The 20724-nt window shown below is 40.1% G+C and carries 10 protein-coding genes; all 10 read right to left on the reverse strand.

The window, feature by feature from the left end; genetic code table 11:
- Window positions 1–47: 47 nt before the first annotated feature.
- The 10 genes from FZF08_RS16820 to FZF08_RS16865 all read right to left on the reverse strand — a co-directional run bounded on the left by FZF08_RS16820 (window position 48) and on the right by FZF08_RS16865 (window position 20524).
- Window positions 48–926: a ThuA domain-containing protein gene (locus FZF08_RS16820; RefSeq protein ID WP_159470827.1), complete on the reverse strand. Its 879-nt coding sequence runs from the start codon at window positions 924–926 to the stop codon at window positions 48–50.
- Window positions 927–1122: 196 nt separating this feature from the next.
- A complete protein-coding gene (locus FZF08_RS16825; RefSeq protein WP_159470829.1) occupies window positions 1123–1875 on the reverse strand; it encodes an outer membrane beta-barrel protein in 753 nt (250 codons plus the stop codon).
- Between the two features lie 139 nt (window positions 1876–2014).
- A complete protein-coding gene (locus tag FZF08_RS16830) occupies window positions 2015–5326 on the reverse strand; it encodes a VCBS repeat-containing protein (protein ID WP_159470831.1) in 3312 nt (1103 codons plus the stop codon).
- Between the two features lie 155 nt (window positions 5327–5481).
- Window positions 5482–7065: a SusD/RagB family nutrient-binding outer membrane lipoprotein gene (locus FZF08_RS16835; protein WP_200837113.1), complete on the reverse strand. Its 1584-nt coding sequence runs from the start codon at window positions 7063–7065 to the stop codon at window positions 5482–5484.
- 51 nt (window positions 7066–7116) lie between these two features.
- The gene (locus FZF08_RS16840) at window positions 7117–10179 is read right to left on the reverse strand and encodes a SusC/RagA family TonB-linked outer membrane protein (RefSeq protein ID WP_159470833.1); all 3063 of its coding nucleotides are present in this window, start codon (window positions 10177–10179) and stop codon (window positions 7117–7119) included.
- A gap of 171 nt (window positions 10180–10350) precedes the next feature.
- Window positions 10351–11673, reverse strand: a complete 1323-nt coding sequence (locus tag FZF08_RS16845; RefSeq protein WP_159470835.1) for a vanadium-dependent haloperoxidase — start codon at window positions 11671–11673, stop codon at window positions 10351–10353.
- Entirely contained in the window at window positions 11673–15008 is a 3336-nt protein-coding gene (locus tag FZF08_RS16850) for a VCBS repeat-containing protein (protein ID WP_159470837.1), read from the reverse strand. The genes FZF08_RS16845 and FZF08_RS16850 overlap by 1 nt, the downstream gene beginning before the upstream one ends.
- Window positions 15009–15107: 99 nt before the next feature.
- Entirely contained in the window at window positions 15108–16697 is a 1590-nt protein-coding gene (locus tag FZF08_RS16855) for a SusD/RagB family nutrient-binding outer membrane lipoprotein (RefSeq protein ID WP_159470839.1), read from the reverse strand.
- A 5-nt stretch (window positions 16698–16702) separates the two neighbouring features.
- Complete coding sequence (locus FZF08_RS16860; RefSeq protein ID WP_159470841.1) at window positions 16703–19816, reverse strand: SusC/RagA family TonB-linked outer membrane protein; 3114 nt, start codon at window positions 19814–19816, stop codon at window positions 16703–16705.
- Between the two features lie 300 nt (window positions 19817–20116).
- Window positions 20117–20524 carry a hypothetical protein gene (locus tag FZF08_RS16865; RefSeq protein WP_159470843.1) on the reverse strand — a complete coding sequence of 136 codons (408 nt, stop codon included), beginning with the start codon at window positions 20522–20524 and terminating at the stop codon, window positions 20117–20119.
- Window positions 20525–20724 lie beyond the last annotated feature (200 nt).

Consider the following 20724-nt stretch of genomic DNA (forward strand, 5'->3'; position numbering starts at 1 on the left):
GAAAGGTTAGGCTGTGCCAGGGAGTACTCGGCATTGGGCAGAGTGTACTATTTCGCTTCTCGGTAAGGAACGTTGATATCAATTTTGCCTTTCCAGGTTTTTGGTACTTTCTGACCTAATTCCCAGTGAATTGCATTGATTATTAAATGCTGAAAAGGTTCAAGTTTGAAGTCGTCAGGATGGCCCATGGTTGTCATGAAAACCTTTCCACCAAAAGAATTGGTACCTGTCCAGGCAACCGGATTTTCGATTGCTTCTTTATCAGGATTAACAGATTTTCCCATCAAAAGCCAGGTAGAACCTTTGGTCGGATAATCAGGCAAAACGCGGTACAACCATGAACGCACATGGAAATTTGGAGAAACACCGGTAAGGATCGGATTATTTGCTTGTGCAGCAATGACAGAAACATCGGTACTGCTGTTGTGCCCATAATGCGTGTGAGCCGCTTTTCCACCCCAGCCCGGAGGCGCGTTCAGGGCAAATTCGCCGAAGGCGTTCCATTTTTCATTCTCATCTCCTTTTGGATAATTGAATGCGTGCGTTGTGGTACGGAAACCCATAACCGGTTTTCCGGTTTTCAGATAAGCTTCAATATGCGCAAGCTGCTCTTTGGGTAATTGACGCCAGCGAAGATAAAAAACAACCAGATCCGCATCTTTCAATACTTCCAGACCAGGAATATCTTTTTCTGCATTGTGATCAGGATAAGCTTTCAGAACGATCGTCCGCATACCGTAGTTTTTTTCAAGCTCGGCAGCAACCAAAGGCAAAGTTGCTTCACCGCTATACTCATGATCGCCTGTTACAAACACAACGAGCGGCTTTTTGTCCTTACCAGGCTTCGTCTCAGAAGCAAATGCAGTAATGGAAATGCAGCAAATAACTGCGCAAAGGATAAGGAATAAACGGGGTTTTAACATCATACTTCGATTTGTATCCAGTGGTTTAGTCCATGGAAATCTTATGAAAGAAAAGATTGAAAATGCTTAACTGGTTAAGGCCAAAAACGCGAAAATCTACCGTTTGAAAACCGTATTTTAAACCACACTGTTAAGGTTTTGCAAGTAAGACTTTTTTGTCCAACTTTTCCCTTACTTAATCATAAAACAAACGAAAGTATTAGTGCAGAAATTTCAGGCCTAAGGTTATTTCAATACGTGACAACTCTTCAAAATCTTCCCTTGAAAGCTTGATTGCCTCCGTTTGTCCGGCCATTTTTTTTCTGAATTTGTAGGAAGTTCCCAGGTAACAGGCACCTGAAAGATTCAGGGCCAGATGGTCACCCAGTTTTTGTTCAAGTCCAAGACTAACAGCCCAACCCGTTGCGCTGCCTTTTAGTGTAAAATCTTCACCGTAGGCTCTTGCACTGTTTTTGTAGGATTGATACCCCATAGCAAATCCTGCCAAAACAGAGGTTTTCCCATTTTCAAACGGCGACTGATACACGATTGACGGACCGATAAACTGAATGGAAACATCATCTTTAAAATCTGTATTGTATTCACCCTTACTCTTATAAAAATTGTATTTCAACCCTAAACCCACATGTGGCCAGAGAAATTTGTGAGCGTCCGCTCCTATTGAAAAGCCGGTTTTTAATTCTTTCAAATATCTCGAATAAGGAGTATCCGAACGGGTTCCGGCATTTGGCAAACGATAACTGTAACCGCCATTCAATCCAAAACTCCACAAAGACTGAGGTTTTATACTATTAGGTTTGGGTAAAGAATCCGTTTGAACCGGCACTGAGTTTTCAACAGAATCAGATTCAACTTTCAAAGAATATCCTTCTGCTGTTTTAATTTCACGTGCGTTTGTACAGGCTGGGATCAGACAAAATAAAAAGAAGAAAGCAGCTATATATTTATTCATTTATAATTTCCGGACAATTGTTTTCGAATTCACCAGCTACATTCCAGAGTACAGGTTTGCGAGCTAGTGAATTCAAAGATACAATTAATACTTTATGGCGGGTAAATCCTCTAATGCAAAAACCATTTTACGAATTGACTTATGGCTTGGCGTTCTGGTTTAATTTGTAGGTCAGCACGGCCGAATTATTCACTGTTGCGATTAAAATATTTTCATCCCCAACCGGTATCGTCAGCAAATCCCTAACTTCACCTTTAACGAATAATCCGGAATTTTTTTGAGGGATATAGTCAAATTTCAAGCCTCCTTTATTGACAAAAAGCTGGACATAATTGGCATCATTTCTGCCCATTCTTACTCGGGTATGATTCAGATTTCCTCCTAATAAAATATCAGGTTTTCCATCTTTGTTTACATCAACGAGAGAAATGGCATATATCGGAGCAAATTGCGCTTCCAATGGTAACGGGTGAAAAACCATGGTACCATTTTTATTTTCCAAAATTCCGCTTCTCCATTCGTTGGCAACTAATTTTTGTGCAGCGTCCAGTTTTTCCTGTGGCAAAATTTCTGACAAACCGGCCTTTGAATAACTTACATAATTCGGAAATTTCTTTTTGAGGGATGGAATCTGATCAAGCAATTCGTCACGGCTTGCGTATGGATATTGCTTTTCTCCTTCCGCAACGCTGATTACAGGAACAATTCGCCCCAATTTATCATAATCACTGGCATATAGAGTCAGGCCTTTTGGCGATGTGATAGTCCATTGCCAATTCCTCCCCATATTTCCGACCACAAAATCCATATCTCCATCGCCATCCAGATCAGCAGCCTGAATCGTATTCCAGCAACCGCTAAGTTTAGCAGTTCCCCAAGCATTACTTGCGTCTGTTAATTTACCTTTTTGATTAGAAAAAATTCTAATCGGCATCCAGTCAGAAACGATAATTAATTCCGGAAATCCGTCCTTATTCAAGTCCTGCCAGGAAGCATCAGTAACCATTCCGGCTTTTGCTAGTTGCGGTGCAAGTTTAGTTGTCTGGTCTGTGAATTTCCCTTTTCCATTATTGATCAACAATGAACCTCCTGCACTTTCAGGAAATCTGCCGGGCGTAACCCGAACACCTAAAAATATATCCAGGTCACCATCTTTGTCTGCATCTGCTATGGATACAGTTGACGCATTCAAAGCCACGGCCGCAAATTCACCGCGCGACCATTTCCCTTTGTCATTGATATATAACCTGGCTTGCAAAAGTTTATCACCCGCGTTCAGTTCATACCCTGCGCTGGTTACCAGCAGATCCGCATCACCATCATTATCGGCATCAAAAAACTCCATATCCGCATCCTCATAAGCAATGTCCTGCGTGAAAACCTCCTGTGGTGAAAGAATCCACTGACCGGATTTATTACTCATAAAAATTCCTTTGGATTGTCCGCGTGCACCGCCAATGTAAAGATCTTCAATACCATCGCCGTTTAAATCTTTATGTGCAATATGCGGGCCCTGATAGGATAACATAGCGGGAAGCAAAGTTTGCACCCGGAAATCGTTTCTCTGATCTTCGCTGTGTTTAAAATCGAGCATCTCTATTTTTTCAAATATTCCTATTTTGGCAGGAATTTGAGTAGAAACCTGAGGCGATGATTTGTTATAATGAAGGGTTAAATCCCTTCCTGAAATATTTTTCAAAGTCTGCACTTTTCCATCCGCCCAGGTAATTTGCAGTGAATCAATTTTAGTATCATGTCCCAGTCCAAAATGGATTCCATCCCATTGAGCCGACTGGAATCCTCGAACGGGCATGAAATTCTGTGTCTGGGTTAACGAATCACTATAAAGTACTACCCGCGCTCCCGCCATAACGGCGTATTTGGGAGCTTCCAATTTCACTTTAAGATATTTATTTTTAAGCTTTTGCTCTGCATTATTTTTGTAAACAAATGCTTTCTGGTTGACATTATTTGTGATCAGATCAAGATCACCGTCATTATCTAAATCCGCATAAATGGCTCCGTTTGCCTGATTTTTTTCATCAAAACCCCAGTCCGTTGTTTTCTTGGCAAAAGTCAGATTTTTCTGGTTTTGAAAAATATAACTTGGACCGTTAATGGGTGGCATCTTTGCGATAATATCCATCTGGCTTGGCACTTTTCCATTTGATCCGGCTTCTGCCTGTAAATCCGTGGAATATTTCAAAAATTCCATGTTGGTATAATCACGGGCATAACCGTTGGAAATAAAGATGTCTTTCCAGCCATCGTTATCAAAATCCGCCATTAATCCCGACCAACTCCAATCCGTATTTGAAACACCCGCCAGCTGCCCTACTTCGCTGAAAACCGGAATACCCTTTTCATTTACGCCGTTATTAATTTGTAACATATTCCGCATGGTCTGGTCGTGAAACCCGGCGCGAAGAAGTTGCTGGTATTTGTCATAATTGTCGTCACCGGCGGTTAATTTGATACGTTCATTTCCTTCCGGCAACATGTCCAGTGTTAAAATATCCATCCAGCCATCGTTGTTCAAATCGGCCGCATCCGTTCCCATCGAGTAAAGAGAAACGTGACCTGTTGCATCACGGATCACTTCTTTAAACTTTCCGTTTTTATCATTGAGATACAAATAATCATTTTCGTTATAATCATTTGAAATGTAAATATCCGGCCAGCCGTCGTTGTTGAAATCATTTACATTGATACCCAACCCAAAACTTAAAACATTGGAAACGATGCCCGAAGAATCTGTAACGTTGGTAAATTTATTGTTATCATTTCTCAGCAACTTGTTACCATAAATCGGATTTTTCTGCGAGCGGTACTCAGCAATAAGATTTGTAAAACCGGCGTATTTTTGAATCGAATGATTCAATAGAAAACAATCCGTATCCCCATCTTTATCATAATCAAAAAAGACAGCCTGCGTGGTGTAAGAATCATCATCCAGTTCGTACTCTTTTGATTTCTCAGTAAATGTGGGGATACCGTCTGCGGTTTTTCCATTGTTTACATACAACTTATTTCGTCTCAGATTTGCATCCTGCGCACCGGCGAGACTTACGTAAATATCAATCCAGCCATCGTCATTAATGTCAACCAGTGAAACGCCTGTTTTCCAACCCAGATTTAGCGCAGTTCCTGATTTTTCGGACACATCTTCAAATTTGAAATCGCCTTTATTAAGATAAAGTTTGTTAGCCACCATATTGCCGGTGAAATAAACATCAACCAATCCATCGTTATTAAAATCGGCGGCTGCTACGCCTCCGCCATTATAAAAATATCCATATTCCAGGACATTGTTTTCGGCATCCTCGTCAATAAAATTGTTAAATTCTATTCCGGTTTTACCCGAATTGAGTAGTGTGAATAATGTGTCTTTTTTTTGACAGGAAGAAAAAAAAATGATTAGTAATAAAATCGGAATGCGGCTATTTTTCATAATAAAGAATAAACTTAACCTCTCGAAAAGACAAACTCAGGCACATAAATTTGCGGCTTATAATCCGGAATTCAACAAAATAAAATTTACAAATAATAACAAAAAGGCAGGCATAACGCCTGCCTTCTGCTAACTGGTACAATACCCGCGAGGTATTAATTTTTATCCCACCACAGCGGAGTGCTTGCTTTATCGGGACCACCCAATAAGGTCACAGCAGCTGTTACGGCTGCTCCATTACTTGCTTTTTCTGCATCTATGAAAGGAATTCTGCGAATGAACGTACTTTTTGGCACATCGGCATTATCAGAGTTCACTACATTGTACAACTTAGGAAAACGTGTTCTTCTGAACTCGGCCCATGCTTCAATACCATCAGGGTAAATGGCAAGCCATTTTTGAGTACCGATTTGTTCGCGTTTAACAAGCTCGGTTGATCCATCATCCCATTTCACCGGGATATTTGAAATTGCAGGAGAATTTTGCTGATCCGCTGGTGCAACAGGAGTTTTTGTGCTGGCAACAAACGCCGTTGCAGTCGCCCCAGTAATGCTCCATTGCGCCAAAGAGGTAGTAATACCCAATTCGTAATAAGATTTAGCAGTACCACCACCCATGTTCCAGCCATTCAAAGCACCTTCTGCACGAAGGAAATAAGCTTCCGAAGCATGCATAATATCCTGGTGAACCGTCAGTTGACTATCCCAGTTGGCACCTGAACCTGTAACCCAGTGTGCACCAACATTCGAATTATTGTCATTACTGTTCGCATCAATTCCAAGCTCAGCAGCAGTTAAACCATTTCTTACACCTTCAAAAGTGTTGGTTTTGGATGCAGGCTGAAAGTATACACCGATACGAGGATCACCCGTTCCTTTCAAAACCGATTCCATGGAAGCACTCATACGGAACTCGTTCCAGATTGCGATTCTTCCCAAACCGTTGTGATCGTCGCCAGCAAGCGCTTTCACCATATAAGCGTCGTCAGTAATATCCGTAAATACGCCGCCGGCAACCGCAGCTTCAGCTTCTGTTTTTGCACGGGCAGGATCTACTTTTGAAATACGAAGTGCAAGACGAAGTCTCAAAGTATTAGCAAATTTGATCCATTTATTAACATCACCGCCATACATGATATCAAATGTATCGTAAGGTTTTTCTGATGTTTTTGCTTTCAAAGCCGTTGTTGCAGCGGCAAGGCGCTTAAAAAAATCGTCATAAATTAAATTCTGCGCATCATATTTAACCGTGTTTTCACCATTACCTGCATCGAAATAGGGTACCGGGCCGTAATAATCAGTGACACGGTGAAACGCGTAAACCCACATTATACTTGCCAAATTGTATTCAGCCGAAGTAGGATCTGTTAGCTCAAATACCTTTTTCAACTGCGGCACAACATCTGTATAAATAGGATTCCAGTGGCCAGTCAGCCAGTCGAAACGCATTACATAACGGTCAGACGGGAAATAGGTAGCCGTTGTGGCAAAATACTGCGCATATAAATCTGCGAAAAGATTTTGTGCAATCTGGTAAGTACCTCCGGAATAAGAAGCTTGTTGCTGAGCTCTTGAAAACAAAAAGGGAAGCTCGTCCTGTCCAACAGCCGCAGCAGTAAGCTTGGTTTTACTGGTATTCATTTCTTCAAAATCTCCGGTACAGCCGCTCCAAACCACCGCTGTGCCTGAAACTAAACCTACTACTAAAGATTTGCGAAGCAATTTATTGATATTTTTCATATTCTTTACAATGTTTTAGATAAGGTTTAAATCAATTTGTTACTGGATTGATCAGAAACTCAATTTTAGATTTAAACCAATACTTCTGGTTGACGGCATAGTACCATATTCAACACCCTGGTAGTTTCCTGAACCAAGTGTTACGTCCGGATCAAACGGCAATTTTCTTTTCGCGATTCCAGGAATATCCATTGTTGCATATCCTCTATAAATGAAGAAAAGGTTTCTTGCAACAAACGACACACGTGCACTTTTGAAGAAGAATTTCTCACCAACAGGAATGTTATATCCCACTGTAACTTCTCTTAAACGAACATTTGTAGTTGAATAAGTAAAGAATTCAGCCCATGAATATCGACCACCGGAAGCAGTTGTCCAGAAAGTTTCAGCGTTAATTGGCGTAGTATTTACTTCACCTGTTGTTGTTACCGCTGGAATTACCCAGCCACCATCACGGAAGTTAGTCGTGTAGTCAGCATTTCCGTCATTGGCAAGAATAGCCTGGCTACCCGAAGTCATCTGGCCACCAATACGAGCATCGACAAGGAAGCTTGCAACGAAGTTGCCGTAAGAAAATGCGTTGTTCAAACCAGCTGTAAGTTTAGGGTTGAAGTTACCAACTTTCTCATCCTGTGTTGCCGTTGAAACTGGTTTTCCACCATTTTTACCATCTGCATCAGGAGCTGTTACAACGAATCTGCCTTGTGCATCTCTTAACCATTTGTATCCAACAAGATCTCCATAAGAACCTCCTTCTTTAACAATTGGAGAAGCGGTACGGCCGTATCCACCTGAAAGAAATGCAGATTTAATGTTTGGATCAAGTTTAATAATCGTGTTCACATTTCGCGCCATGTTCAACGTTACATCCCAGTTCAGTTTTCCGTTTTTAATCGGCTTCCCGGTTAAAGTAAGTTCAAAACCTTTATTTCTGATTTTACCTGCGTTGATATACTGAGACAAGAAACCTGATGCAGGCGCTTTACCCAAACTTAGCAACTGATTGACGGTGTTTGAAACGTAGTAAGTCGCGTCAATACCAAGTCTTCCGTTGAAGAATCTCAAATCAGCTCCAAATTCAGTAGATGAAGAAATTTCCGGTTTCAGGTTTGTTGCAGGCTGCGTATTATCTCTTGAAATATAACCTCCGCCGTTGCCACCCTGATAAAACGTATAATTTTGGTTAAGACGATATGGATCTGTATCCGCTCCAACCTGCGCCCATGACCCACGTACCTTCGCGAAACTAATCCACTGAGGCATTTTGATTGCTTCGGAAAGAATTACATTACCGCTAAAAGATGAATAGAAATAAGAATAAGGTTTTGGCAATGTAGAAGACCAGTCATTACGGGCAGAAGCATCGATTGTGATGAAATCTTTGTAAGAAAGAGATGCTGTTCCAAATACATACTGCAATTCTCTTTCTGAATAATCTGCAATTTTTGTGAGTGTTCTGGCGAAAGAAAGGTCAAATTTATTTGGAACAGTCAAACCACCTGCGTTACCACCAATTTGTGAATATTCTCTGTGTGTTTGACCAGCACCTAAATTGTAAGATAATACAAAGTCTTTTCCAAGTTTGTTGTTACCTGAAAGAAGAACATCCAGATTTCGCTCCAAAACATTGTTTTGATAATCGCTGTAAGAACCACCTGGCAATCCTCCTAAACTGTTGTTGGCAGTTCTATTGGTTACCACATCATCATAACGGTCATAACTTATACGTCCCTGAACACTTAACCAGCTTGCAAGTTGATATTTTGCAGAACCCAATGCAGTAATCCTGTTTCTTTTTTCCTGTCCTGTGTTTTTGTGAATATTCCAGAACGGGTTTGTATAGATTGATGATGTCGTCCAATAAGTTGGATAACCATCAGAACCTTCATAATTACGATATGTGTCCAAATCAACGCTGCGCGGAATTTTATAAAGCTGCATGACATTACTGGCTTCTCCCGTTAACTGCTTGTTGTCGATTTTCTGATTTACATAAGTAATTTTTGCATCCACAGACAATTTACTTGTAACCTGGCTGCTGATACGCAAATTGAATGTATGACGCATCAAATTATTAGTCGGCACAATTCCCTGGTTGTAATTATTGGTATAAGATGTGTAAGTCTGAATTTTATCCGTACCACCTGAAATACCAATCGAGTTATTTGTAGAAACACCATGACGGAAGAAATCGCTGATGTTATTAGGATAAGTAGTGGTTTTTGGTCCCCAGCTGCTTGCTCCGGTTCCTGTTGCGCCTGCACTTCCCTGTCCATATTCATTTTGTACTTTTGGAAGTAAAAATGGAGATTCCATCGTTACACCTGAGTTTACATTTGTAGAGATCTGACCGGCTTTCCCTTTTTTGGTAGTGATCATGATAACACCATTGGCAGCACGGCTACCATATAATGCAGATGCAGCCGCACCTTTCAATACGTTCATAGACTCGATATCGTCCGGGTTAATGTTTGAAGCTCCATCCGAAGAGTTACTACCACCAAAATCACTGGCTACCTGACCAAGCAAACTGTTATCGATCGGTACACCATCTACTACAAAAAGAGCATTGTTATTACCTGTGATGGATCTGTTACCACGCAAAATAACGCGTGCAGCTGACCCCGGTCCGGCAGCACCTTGTGAAACTACTAAACCAGCCACTTTACCAGAAAGCGTGTTTACAAAGTTTGCATCACGGTTATCTGTCAATTGTTTTCCTGCAATTTGCTGCGTTGCGTAAGTAAGCGATTTCGCGCTTCGCTCGATACCTAAGGCAGTCACCACAACTTCATTTAAACTTCTTACATCCGGTTCCAGACCTACATTTACATTAGATGTTGCAGCGCTTACATTCAATTCTTTTGGCAGATAACCAACAGAAGAAATTACAAATGTTCCGCCTGTTGATGGAACAGCAATACTGAATTTTCCTTCGCCATCTGAATTTGTTCCGCGGGTTGTACCTTTTAGAAGAATGTTCGCTCCTGGTAATCCTGCTCCATTTTCATCCAGAATTTTACCTGTTACAGTCACATCCTGTGCAAAGATCGGAACGCTAAATAAAGCTACTGCGAGTAAAGTCAGCAGCCATGGTCGTAGTTCTTTAAACATAGGTTAATTGGGTTAGTTTTAATTTTCCAATAAATCTAAAAAAAACCAGACACCAATTAACTTATTCGGATATATTTAATTTGATTTTAATAAAATTTTTTATATTTAATAAAATCAGTTATAATAATTCACGAATAATACATATTACAAAATTTTATTCGCCATTATGACTTACTTTACATTTATTGGCATCACACCCGCCCTTTTAATTTTTGCAATAGCAAATTCCCCTACTCTCCTACCCTGATCCTGTCCGTTGACGATAGCATCCCGGAAATGAATACCTCCATAAAGTCTGGAAATAGATGCTTCCTCGGCAGCTTGCCGGAATGAGGTAAAATCCCGGGTTGGTAATTCAAAGATCAATTCCGTGTTATCCGTAAAAGAGAAATTATCTCCTAAAAAATATGTCAGCATTTCAGCCGCCGCAGTTGAAATTACGCTGTGCCCGCTGGTATATTCAGGAAATGGCGGCGTTTGTAAAAGTGGCTGCCAACGGGGATCTATATACCGGTTGATAACGGTTTCAGGCCTTACGCGACTTCCCTTATATTTTTCATCCCAACAGCTGATAAAGGCATCCATCAAAGTGCCCGCAACAATGGCGTGAATCATGATTCCATGATCCAGATCTACTTTTGCTTTCGTAGTAACAATACTCGTTATATTCATCCAGTGCCCGCCCGGACTGATTTTCTTAAATCCAATCATCATATGTCCGGAAGTATTAATCGCAAAAGGATTGCAGTCCCAGTAAGATGCAATAACACGTTTTTTTTCATCCAGGTTTTTCCCGGCTTCAAACACTTCATAAGTAAGTTTGTAAAAAGCACTGGAAGTATCTTTACTGAATGGCACTTCGGGTTTTGGTTTAAACTGGCTACTCGAATCAATCATAACCGGACGAATGGTACGCCAATGCGGCTCCACGCCTTCAATATAGCCGGGAGGTGTCGGGTACCAATATTGTTCTCCTTTCAACGGACGATATCTAAGCCTTGTACTCAGTTTGGAATAATTGTCCTGCGTGGAAAAAACGATTATCTTTTTGGCGACTTCCTGTGCTACCAAAACGGACTGCTGAATAATAGCCTCTGAATAACCTTGCTTTCTTAAAGCATCAACCAGTTTTGTCTCATCTTCTTCCAGCATATATCCGGACGGAAGAATTATTTTACCTGTTTCAAGGATGCAGTATAATGCAGCAATTTTATAATCATACCTGCCCTTTGTTTCTATTTCAATTTTATTCAAATCTTTGATATATGCCGTTGGCGAAACAATGGATTTGTTGTTTTGAGCAACAATCTCCTGTGCTCCTAAAAGGCAATAGGTATAAAACCGGCTGGCTGCTGGTGGATTTGCAACATCATGGATCATGACCATGGTGATGGCAAAAATCGCAGGCTGCAAATGTGAATCCAGCTCTTTTCCTGAATTTTGAGCTAGGGCAAATTGGCAAAAAAACAAATTTACTAACAAGAATTTCTTCATTACTTTTTCTCTGATTGATAAAATTGCAAGGGTTTATTGAAGGCTCCAATTACCAGAAAAGGCTGTTTTTTGACTTTAATTTCAAAAGCCGTTTTTACATCTCCTGTTACAGAAAGTCCGGAAATGGCCTGGTTTACATAAGCAAATTTTCCTTTTCCGTCACCTTTCAGGTAACAGCCATAATTGGCATCCATACTGCCCAGTTTCAAACGGTTGTCAGATTTATTTCCCAGTAATAGTAGATCCTTGTTTCCATCACGGTCAAAATCCTGGTATAAAATGGACGTAATGGGTGCAAACTGAGCCTGAATTGGTAAAATCTGTTTTTCAAAACGTCCGCTTTTGTTCATAAAGCAAACCGTGCGTGCTTCGTTAAAATCCAGCTTAGCCGCTTTTGCCAAAATTTCCGGTGAGAAAATATCGGTGATGCTGACGTTTGCATAATCTTTATAAAAGGCAAATTTCTTCCGCATTGGATAAATCTGGTCATTCAGCTCATCGCGACTTACGAATGGATATGATTTCCCCTGAACGTAAAAACTAAAAAATGGATCGATTGAACCGTTTTTATCAAAATCAGCAAAATACAATTCACCTGGTTCTTTATGGGAAACTTTGATCTGCGAATTAATCCCGAAATTCCCGGCTACGATATCCTTTTTCCCATCGCCGTCCAAATCTTCAATAATCATGGAAGACCAGGAACCCGATTCTTCCCCGGCAAAATATTGAAGCGTTTTATCAACAAAACCTTCTTTGGTATTGGCATAAACCTTAATTGGCATAAATTCTCCGCAGATAATCAAATCCTTTCTTCCATCGTCATCAAGATCAGCCCATTGTGCATCCGTTACCATTCCAACTTTTGAAAAAGGAACCACGGTAACTGAGAATTCTCCTTTTCCATTATTCGTCAGAAGGAATGAAGTCGGTGCTTCGGGATATCTACCTGGAATAATGCGGCCGCCTACAAATAAATCCTGATCGCCGTCGCCGTCATAATCACAGGCCCTAACGCAGGATTTGCTACTTGCCTTCATATTCGGCATCGACAATACGGCCAGGTTCAGTTTTCCTTTTCCATCATTCAGGTAAATTTCGTCCTGAAGGGAAAACGTGTTGGGCTCAAAAAGTGAATATCCTCCTTTCGCAATATACAAATCGTCAAAACCATCGCCATTGGCATCGAAGAAAAGTGCTGCCGAATTGCCGGATAAATTTTCATCCCCAATTGCAAAACCAGGCATTTCTTTGAATTCGCCTTTGGAATCCTGCAAATAAATTTTCGCCTGTTTATTTTGATCTCCGCTAACGTAAATATCTTCCAGACCGTCCTTATTCACATCACCTTTGGCAACGATCGGACCGGTTTGGGAATACATGGATAACATCAAAGGCTGTCTTTTGAAATCATTTTCATTGAAACCCTCATGCTGATACGTTATCAGGTTATCGGCTTTTATAAAAACAGTCCGCTCTTTTTTCTGGTCCGTTTTTACTTTTTTCAGTTTTCCTGATTGCTTTTCAACTACCAGCAACTGATTCGCGGTAACGTTGGTTAAATATTGTTCTTTCTGGTCCGGCCATATTATTCTCACAGAATCTACCTGCGTATCATTCCCTAAACCAAAATGAAGCTTAACCGGCAGGCAGGACAAATATCCACGGTTTGGATTTACTTCCTGATACTGCTGTTTTCCCTTTGAAAATAAATAAACTTTTGCACCAACGGCGTTGATATTACCCTCCGGCTGTTTCAGCTTTATTTGCAAATAAGAAGATTTCGATTGCTCCCGTCCCATGTTCTGATATACAAAAGCAGGCTCGTTAATGTTGTTTACGACAAGATCCAGATCGCCGTCATTATCAAGATCTGCGTAAACTGCTCCGCTCGAAATGGAAGGATTGTTTAATCCCCAGGTATCCTGCATTTTAGTAAAAGTCAGGTCTTTATTATTTTTAAAAATGTAATTGGCAAGTTTGGTTGAAGGCATGGCCTTGATCAGATCCATCAGTAAAAACGGCTCTTTACTGACTGCTTTTTTGATCTTATATTCTCCCCAGTATTTCAAAAAATCCTTATTGGTGTAATCCCTTAGATAACCGTTACTTACGAATAAATCCTTATAACCATCATTGTCAAAATCCGCCAAAAGCGGGCACCAGCTCCAATCCGTATTGGAAACACCCGACACCTGAGCGATTTCACTGAAGGTTCCGTCACCATTATTCAATTGAAGCATATTACGCATGTACTGTTTGTACAGATTTTGCTTCATCATCAATTCAAAAGCTTCATAATTTTCCTGAAGCTGCAAAAGTTTCTGACGCTGATTGTCCTCCGGCAGCATGTCCAGCGACATGATATCCGGCAAACCGTCATTGTTAAAATCAGCTATATCCAACCCCATCGAAAACTGGGCAAGGTGCCGAAAACATTGTTGAGAATCTTCGCGAAAAGTGCCGTCTCCGTTGTTGATATACAAATAATCCGGCTCGTTGTAATCGTTGGTAACGTAGATATCCTGCCAGCCATCCTGATTAATATCGGCAATGGCAACTCCCAAACCAAATGTTAACGGATATTGATAAATACCAGCCTTTTTAGTGACTTCTACGAATTTATTATTCTTGTTTTCAAACAATTTGTTACCTGCCAGTTCGTCCGTTTCTTTACGAAAGTTGGCTAATTCCATGTTATCAATTTTTTTTACACTGTGGTTCAGCAGGAACATATCCAGATCACCGTCGTTATCAAAATCAAAAAAATTGGCTTGTGTGCTGTAACTGATGTTATCCAGTCCGTATTCCTTTGCCTGTTCCAAAAAACTCACCGAGCCATTTTTAACTCCCTGATTTATAAAAAGCTGATTTTTCCGGGTTTCATCATCCACTTTTCCCGAATAACAAATGTGGATATCCAGCAATCCGTCACCGTTTACATCGGCCATTGTGACACCCGTTTTCCATCCGCCTTTTCTGCCTTCTAATCCTTTTCCCGCTGAGCTGGTAATGTCTTTAAATTTTATTCCTCCCCCACTTCCTGTGCCCAAGTTCAGGTAGAGTTTATTGGATTTCATATTCGATGTAAAAAACACATCTTCAAACCCGTCATTGTTCACATCACCTACGGCAACACCACCGCCATTATAAAAATATTCGTAGGCCATTACATTCAGACTTTCGTCTTCATTGATGTCGTTACGAAATTCAATATTGGTCTGTTTTGGTGTCAGTAATTGAAAAAGCGGTTGTTGGGCTTTCACATTCGAAATGAGAAAGCTTAGCAAAAATATTTGTATTGCGTAATGTGGCAACTTCTTATTCGTCAACATGAAATAGTATGAAAAATGTAACGAAAGATATTATATAAAAACTAAAAAAACTTCAACAATGCGTTGAAGTTTTTTTAGTCAAATTATTTAAGCGAAATACTATTTATCCCACCAAACTCTTCCTGTCAATTTATCACCTCCCGAAAGACGGCTAACCGCTTCAGTATAGCTTGTACCATTTGTAATAATCTCAGTTGACAAATAAATCATTCGTCTTGGGATTGTTGCGTTGGTTACATTACTTGGATAGTTCACAGGCGTTAAAACAGGATAACCTGATCTTCTCCAGTTACTCCAGTTTTCCATAAAATCAAAGGTAGTTCCTGTAACGATCCAGTATTGCGTGTTGATCATTTTCAAGGATGCATCCAAAGAGCTAACGTCCAAAGGATGTGCATCAGCAAAGGCAGTTGCCGTAGCAGAGGAAATTGTAGCGGAAGCATCAAGTTGCGCCAACGTTGTCATACCACCAACTACACCATTTTTGTAATGATCAGCAGCAGTTCCCGGAATATTCCAGCCTCTTGCCTTGGCTTCTGCCAAAAGAAGTTCAGTACCAGGATATGTCAACACTTCAAGAGTACCACCTCTTTTCAGGTAAACCGAAATACGTGGTCTTGAATATTTTCCAAGCGGCGCAACGTCATTTCCTGTTCCTGTTGGACCCGGATAACCTGCACTTTTTGTAATATCCGTAGCACCACCGATCAGGTCAAAACCATTAGGTAATCCCATTTGTACAGCAGCAGAATTGTCACCCACAAGCGTTTGAAGTGCGTTAGCAGCAGCACCAGCAGCAGGCACTTCTGCGACTGCGCTTAAACGTGGATCACCGGCAGATTTCAGATTATCAATAAGCGTTTTAGAAAAACGAAGCTCACGGAAATCATCTGTTACCTGATATACATTATATATTGCCGAGTTCGCATTGGCTGCATCTGCAATAACCTTTGCGTTGTCATCAATAGAAGTAAATGTTCCGCCAGCTGCCGCTTTTTCAGCCCATGTTTTTGCTGTTGCAGGATCAATTTTTGTCAAACGCATTGCTACACGAAGCATCAATGAATAACCAAATTTCTTCCATTTAGTGATATCGCCTGCATAAAATAAATCACCGGTTGGTTTCAATTTATTAGCATCAAGACCATTAATCGCTGATTCAAGCTCAGGAAGCATAGCCGCATAAATTGACTGCTGCGTGTCATACTTTGGCGTAGCTACTCCATCTTTCACTTTAAAAGCTTCTGAATATGGAATATCCCCGTAAGTATCCGTTCCCTGCTGAAAATTCATTACCTGAAGAATTCTACCAACGTTATACAGGTTCGTGTACTGATCTTTACCTGCACTCAGACGAATCATTTCTGCAAGTAACTTACCAACATTACCGTAGGTAGTATTGAAAATACTACCCTGATAACTTGTAGAGTTCTGCGTATTTACATACTTGTCACCGTTTCCATAGTAAGAAAATGTAGATGCCAAAACCTGCATCATCAAACTTTGATAGATGATATTTCCGTAACCCAGATTGATGTAATTGATCTGAGCGTTTGGAAGAAAGAAATTCGGATCCCAGGTCGATTCGCTGGACTTTGTCGGATCCGTGTTTATTTCATCAAACTTATCTGTACATCCCGCCATTACAAACAGGACCAGAAAAACACTATATATTGAAAATCTTTTCATAGTCATTATTTTTTGAATCTCGCGTTGATTGTGAAACCATAAGATCTGGTTGAAGGATATTGTGACCCTTCAACACCTGCGTAGCCAACGTTGGAAGAGAAACCCGCTTCCGGATCAAAATTCTTTGTATGTTTTAGCAAAGTAGCAAGGTTTCTTCCAACAGCAGATATTGAAATACCTTCAAATGGCAACTTGTTGTTAAACCATTTTGACGGCATGTTATAGCTGAAAACAACTTGTCTAAGCTTGATAAAATCGGAGCTAAATACGTTGATCTTGGATACGTTCGTTACCAGTTTCGAGTAATACGTTTGTGCATCCACATTCTTTGTATTTGTAGCACCATCAGCAGTAACACCGTCAGCCACAACACCTGTTTCTCTTCCAGGAAGTGTAATCTTGTTAAGACCATCTACGATAGAATAATGGTTTGTTGCAGATAAAACCTTACCGCCGAATTTGTAATCAAACAAGAAAGAAAGTGCAAAAGCTTTGTAATTCAATGTATTATTAAAACCACCATAAACTTTTGGCAAAGTAGAACCCATCGGTTTCAGCTCACCACGAACAGGAATACCGTCAGAACCAACAATTACTTTTCCGCTTGCATTGTAAGAATAATCGTAAGCCATTACTTGAGCAGCAGCCATTCCTCTTACATGTGCAATGTTTGCGTTCAAAGGACGATATGTTCCCAAACCGAAGATTTTGGTTTTTGGCTGTCCTGTTGCATCCAAACCGTCAATATCAACAATTGTGTTTTTCACTTTTGTAACATTGAAAGAAACATCCCATTTGAATTTACCTGTTTGTACCGGTGTAGCCGTCAATAGTAATTCAACACCTGAATTTTTGGTAGAACCAAGGTTTAATACCTGTGAAGTGTACCCTGTTGTTGTAGACAAAGGTCCATTTACGATTTCATCTGATGTTTTACGATTGAAATACGCAACATCAAGTCCGATTCTGTTTTGAAGGAATTTAGTCTCAAATCCAATTTCAAATTCTTTCAATCTATATGGTTTAAGATTGATATTTGGAAGCTGAGAATCAAATCCACCTTGTGGCAAACCGTTTATGGTATTACCCAAAGAATAATACTGACTTGTCAAATAAGCATCAAATGCTTCACCGCTTGTTTGAGCATAAGAAGCTCTGATTTTACCAAAGTCCATTGACGGCACTTTTATCAATTCCGAGAAGATGAAACTACCAGAAACCGAAGGTGCAAAAATACCTCTGTTTTTAGATGGAAGTGTTGAGTAAACATCATATCTACCGGTTGTAGACAAAGTCAGGTAACTCTTGAAATCAAAGTCGGCGGTGTAGTAACCCGACTGAACTTGTCTTTCATTGTAAGAATAACCCTGATTTTTCGTAAGCGTGTTTGACAATGTGTATAAATAAGGAATACTTAAAGTTCCACCACCAACAGAAACAGATTCAAGTTTGTTTTTTCTTAGGTTAGCTCCCAATGCCAGATTAACACCAAAATCGTCTCCAATTTTCTTATTAATTCCCAGAAGACCGTCAAAGTTTAATTCGGTAGTCTGTTGCTTGGCATTTCCAACACTACCTTTGCTGGAAAACGCTGTTCCCCATGGAGTAATACTAAAACCAGCGTCATTGATATTATCATACCCAATACGACCTTGAAGGTAAATCCAGTCTGCAAACTGGTATTTAGTAGTAATGGCAGAAATAAGACGTTTTCTGTTTTGCGTATTTTTGTATTGATTTACTACAAACCAAGGATTGGTCTTGTACGTATCATCACTGAAAGTCAACTCGGCACCAGTAACAGGATTGTAACCAGGTTTTAAAGCTTCCTGATTGAAACTGCTTGCAAGAAACGCAATACCGTAATTGGCATTCAACGGAGCATCACTTAACTGAGCTCTGTTTTTATCACTCTGATCAATGTAATTGGCCATTACACTAACATCCAGTTTGTCTGTTACTTTTTGTGTAAGGTTTAAATTGACCGTTCTTCTGTTCACACCGCTGTTACGCAAAACTGCATCTGCGCTCATGTTGGAAAGTGACAAACGGAAACTGTTTTTTTCACCACCACCTGAAACTGAAACCGTGTTTGTATACGTTGCACCTGTTCTGTAAAACTTGTCGATGTTGTTTTTTACAGGAGAATATGCATACTGTTTGCCATCAAACTGTGTATACTGCGCACCATCCATTTTCTCACCCCAGCTATAAATACCGGAATTTCTTGCACTGTTTACATCCGTTGGACGTTTACCTTGCTGACCCTGACCGTATTCATATTGATAATCAGTGTAATTGATCACCTTGTCAAACTGAGTATTGCTGTTGTATTCAACTGAAAGTGAAGAATTTTTGCTACCTGATTTTGTTGTGATCAAAATTACGCCATTCGCAGCACGAGTACCATATAATGCAGCGGCACTGGCACCTTTCAAAACTGTCATGGTTTCAATATCATCCGGGTTAATGTTACCGATACCGTCACCGTTATCTGCTCCACCCCATTCACCGGCAGTTCCTTTTGGTGTATTATCCATGGGTACGCCGTTAATTACGAAAAGTGGGCTACCACCTTTGAAATTGCTCACACCTCTAAGGTTGATACGAGAAGAAGATGCAGGTCCACCGCTTGCAGGGCTGATGTTCAAACCTGCCACACGTCCCTGAAGTGAATTAACAACGTTGGTTTCACGCGCCTGATTGAACGCCGTTCCTTCTACGGATGTCACAGAATATCCAAGTTTTCTGGTGTCCTTTTTAATACCAAGTGCCGTTACTACAACTTCCTGAAGATTGGCAACATCCGGTTCAAGTTTCACATCGACAACCGTACGGCTTCCGATTGTGATTTCCTGTCTCAAATACCCAATAGTACTAATAACCAGGACGTCAGTTGATTTTGCTCCTGCAATAGAATATTTTCCATTTGCGTCTGCATTAGATCCTTTGGATGATCCCTTTAGCGTTATTGTTGCACCAGGAAGCCCCTGGTCTCTCTCATCTGTTACTGTACCTGTAACGGTCCGTTCCTGAGCAGACGCATTTAAGGAAAATAACAAAAACATCCCAAATGGCACGAAACCTTTCAGGAAAATTTTTAGTAGTTTTTCTTTCATAAACAATTTACTTTTTAAAAATAAAACATAGGTTGCACACCAAAATAGCCAAATATTGGATTGGAGTTCTGGCAGTTGAACAAATATCCTAATATATTTCGTAATTAAATAATTTTAATTAATCTCTTAAGGCCTTATTATTATTATTTAATAATTGTAATAAATACATTTTAAATAGGCCTTTTACTACTAAACCCTTTTAGTAAGGTATTTTTCGAATAAAATGTGGCAAATAAAAAAGCCGCTACCCAAAGTTTGAGTAACAGCTTTTTAAAAAATTTTATCTTAAATAGAATTTTTTTAATTATCCTCCGGATATGGCACAAAAATAAAACCCGAAAAATCTCCAATTAATGCAAAAAGGCAGCAATACTCATCTGCATTTTTATAATTCTCTTTAAACAGATCAACGGACTCCTCTCCTATTAATTTCCTGTCTAAAAATTCCTGCATATATGAGGCTCTGTAATTATAACGGTTCGTCATTTCAGTGGATCCGATCAGTAAAACACCAAGATCTACTTCTTCATTTGTAATGACAAAAATCGGGTTCTCAGAAAATCCTCTTTTACGTATCTGATAAGAAGCATCTTTTAACTGATCCGAAACCCTGACAAAATCCTGTGACACATATCCCATCAATTTCCTGTTCAACTCGGGTGAGTTGGCATCGTCCATCATGGAGTTTTCATTGCTGTTGTTAATCATAATTTTCTTGCTGTTGGCTATTAGCTTTTAGCCGTTAGCTTTTCGCCCGTTAGCCGGTTTTGGTGGTTATTAAGTTTTTGGTGTAGAGAAATTGGCTTTCACAGCTACCCAGTTTATTACCTTACTTTTAATAAAACAATTTGAAAGACAATTTTGATGTATTAACTATTATTCCGAACGCTTGGTCAAGCTAAAAGCCA

It is taken from the genome of Dyadobacter sp. 3J3 (assembly GCF_009801115.1).
GTDB lineage: Bacteria > Bacteroidota > Bacteroidia > Cytophagales > Spirosomataceae > Dyadobacter.

What these genes read in the sequence shown, in the direction of transcription:
- FZF08_RS16820 (WP_159470827.1), bottom strand. Translation starts at nt 926, where the DNA reads ATGATGTTAAAACCCCGTTTATTCCTTATCCTTTGCGCAGTTATTTGC.
- FZF08_RS16825 (WP_159470829.1), bottom strand. Translation starts at nt 1,875, where the DNA reads ATGAATAAATATATAGCTGCTTTCTTCTTTTTATTTTGTCTGATCCCA.
- FZF08_RS16830 (WP_159470831.1), bottom strand. Translation starts at nt 5,326, where the DNA reads ATGAAAAATAGCCGCATTCCGATTTTATTACTAATCATTTTTTTTTCT.
- FZF08_RS16835 (WP_200837113.1), bottom strand. Translation starts at nt 7,065, where the DNA reads ATGAAAAATATCAATAAATTGCTTCGCAAATCTTTAGTAGTAGGTTTA.
- FZF08_RS16840 (WP_159470833.1), bottom strand. Translation starts at nt 10,179, where the DNA reads ATGTTTAAAGAACTACGACCATGGCTGCTGACTTTACTCGCAGTAGCT.
- FZF08_RS16845 (WP_159470835.1), bottom strand. Translation starts at nt 11,673, where the DNA reads ATGAAGAAATTCTTGTTAGTAAATTTGTTTTTTTGCCAATTTGCCCTA.
- FZF08_RS16850 (WP_159470837.1), bottom strand. Translation starts at nt 15,008, where the DNA reads ATGTTGACGAATAAGAAGTTGCCACATTACGCAATACAAATATTTTTG.
- FZF08_RS16855 (WP_159470839.1), bottom strand. Translation starts at nt 16,697, where the DNA reads ATGAAAAGATTTTCAATATATAGTGTTTTTCTGGTCCTGTTTGTAATG.
- FZF08_RS16860 (WP_159470841.1), bottom strand. Translation starts at nt 19,816, where the DNA reads ATGAAAGAAAAACTACTAAAAATTTTCCTGAAAGGTTTCGTGCCATTT.
- FZF08_RS16865 (WP_159470843.1), bottom strand. Translation starts at nt 20,524, where the DNA reads ATGATTAACAACAGCAATGAAAACTCCATGATGGACGATGCCAACTCA.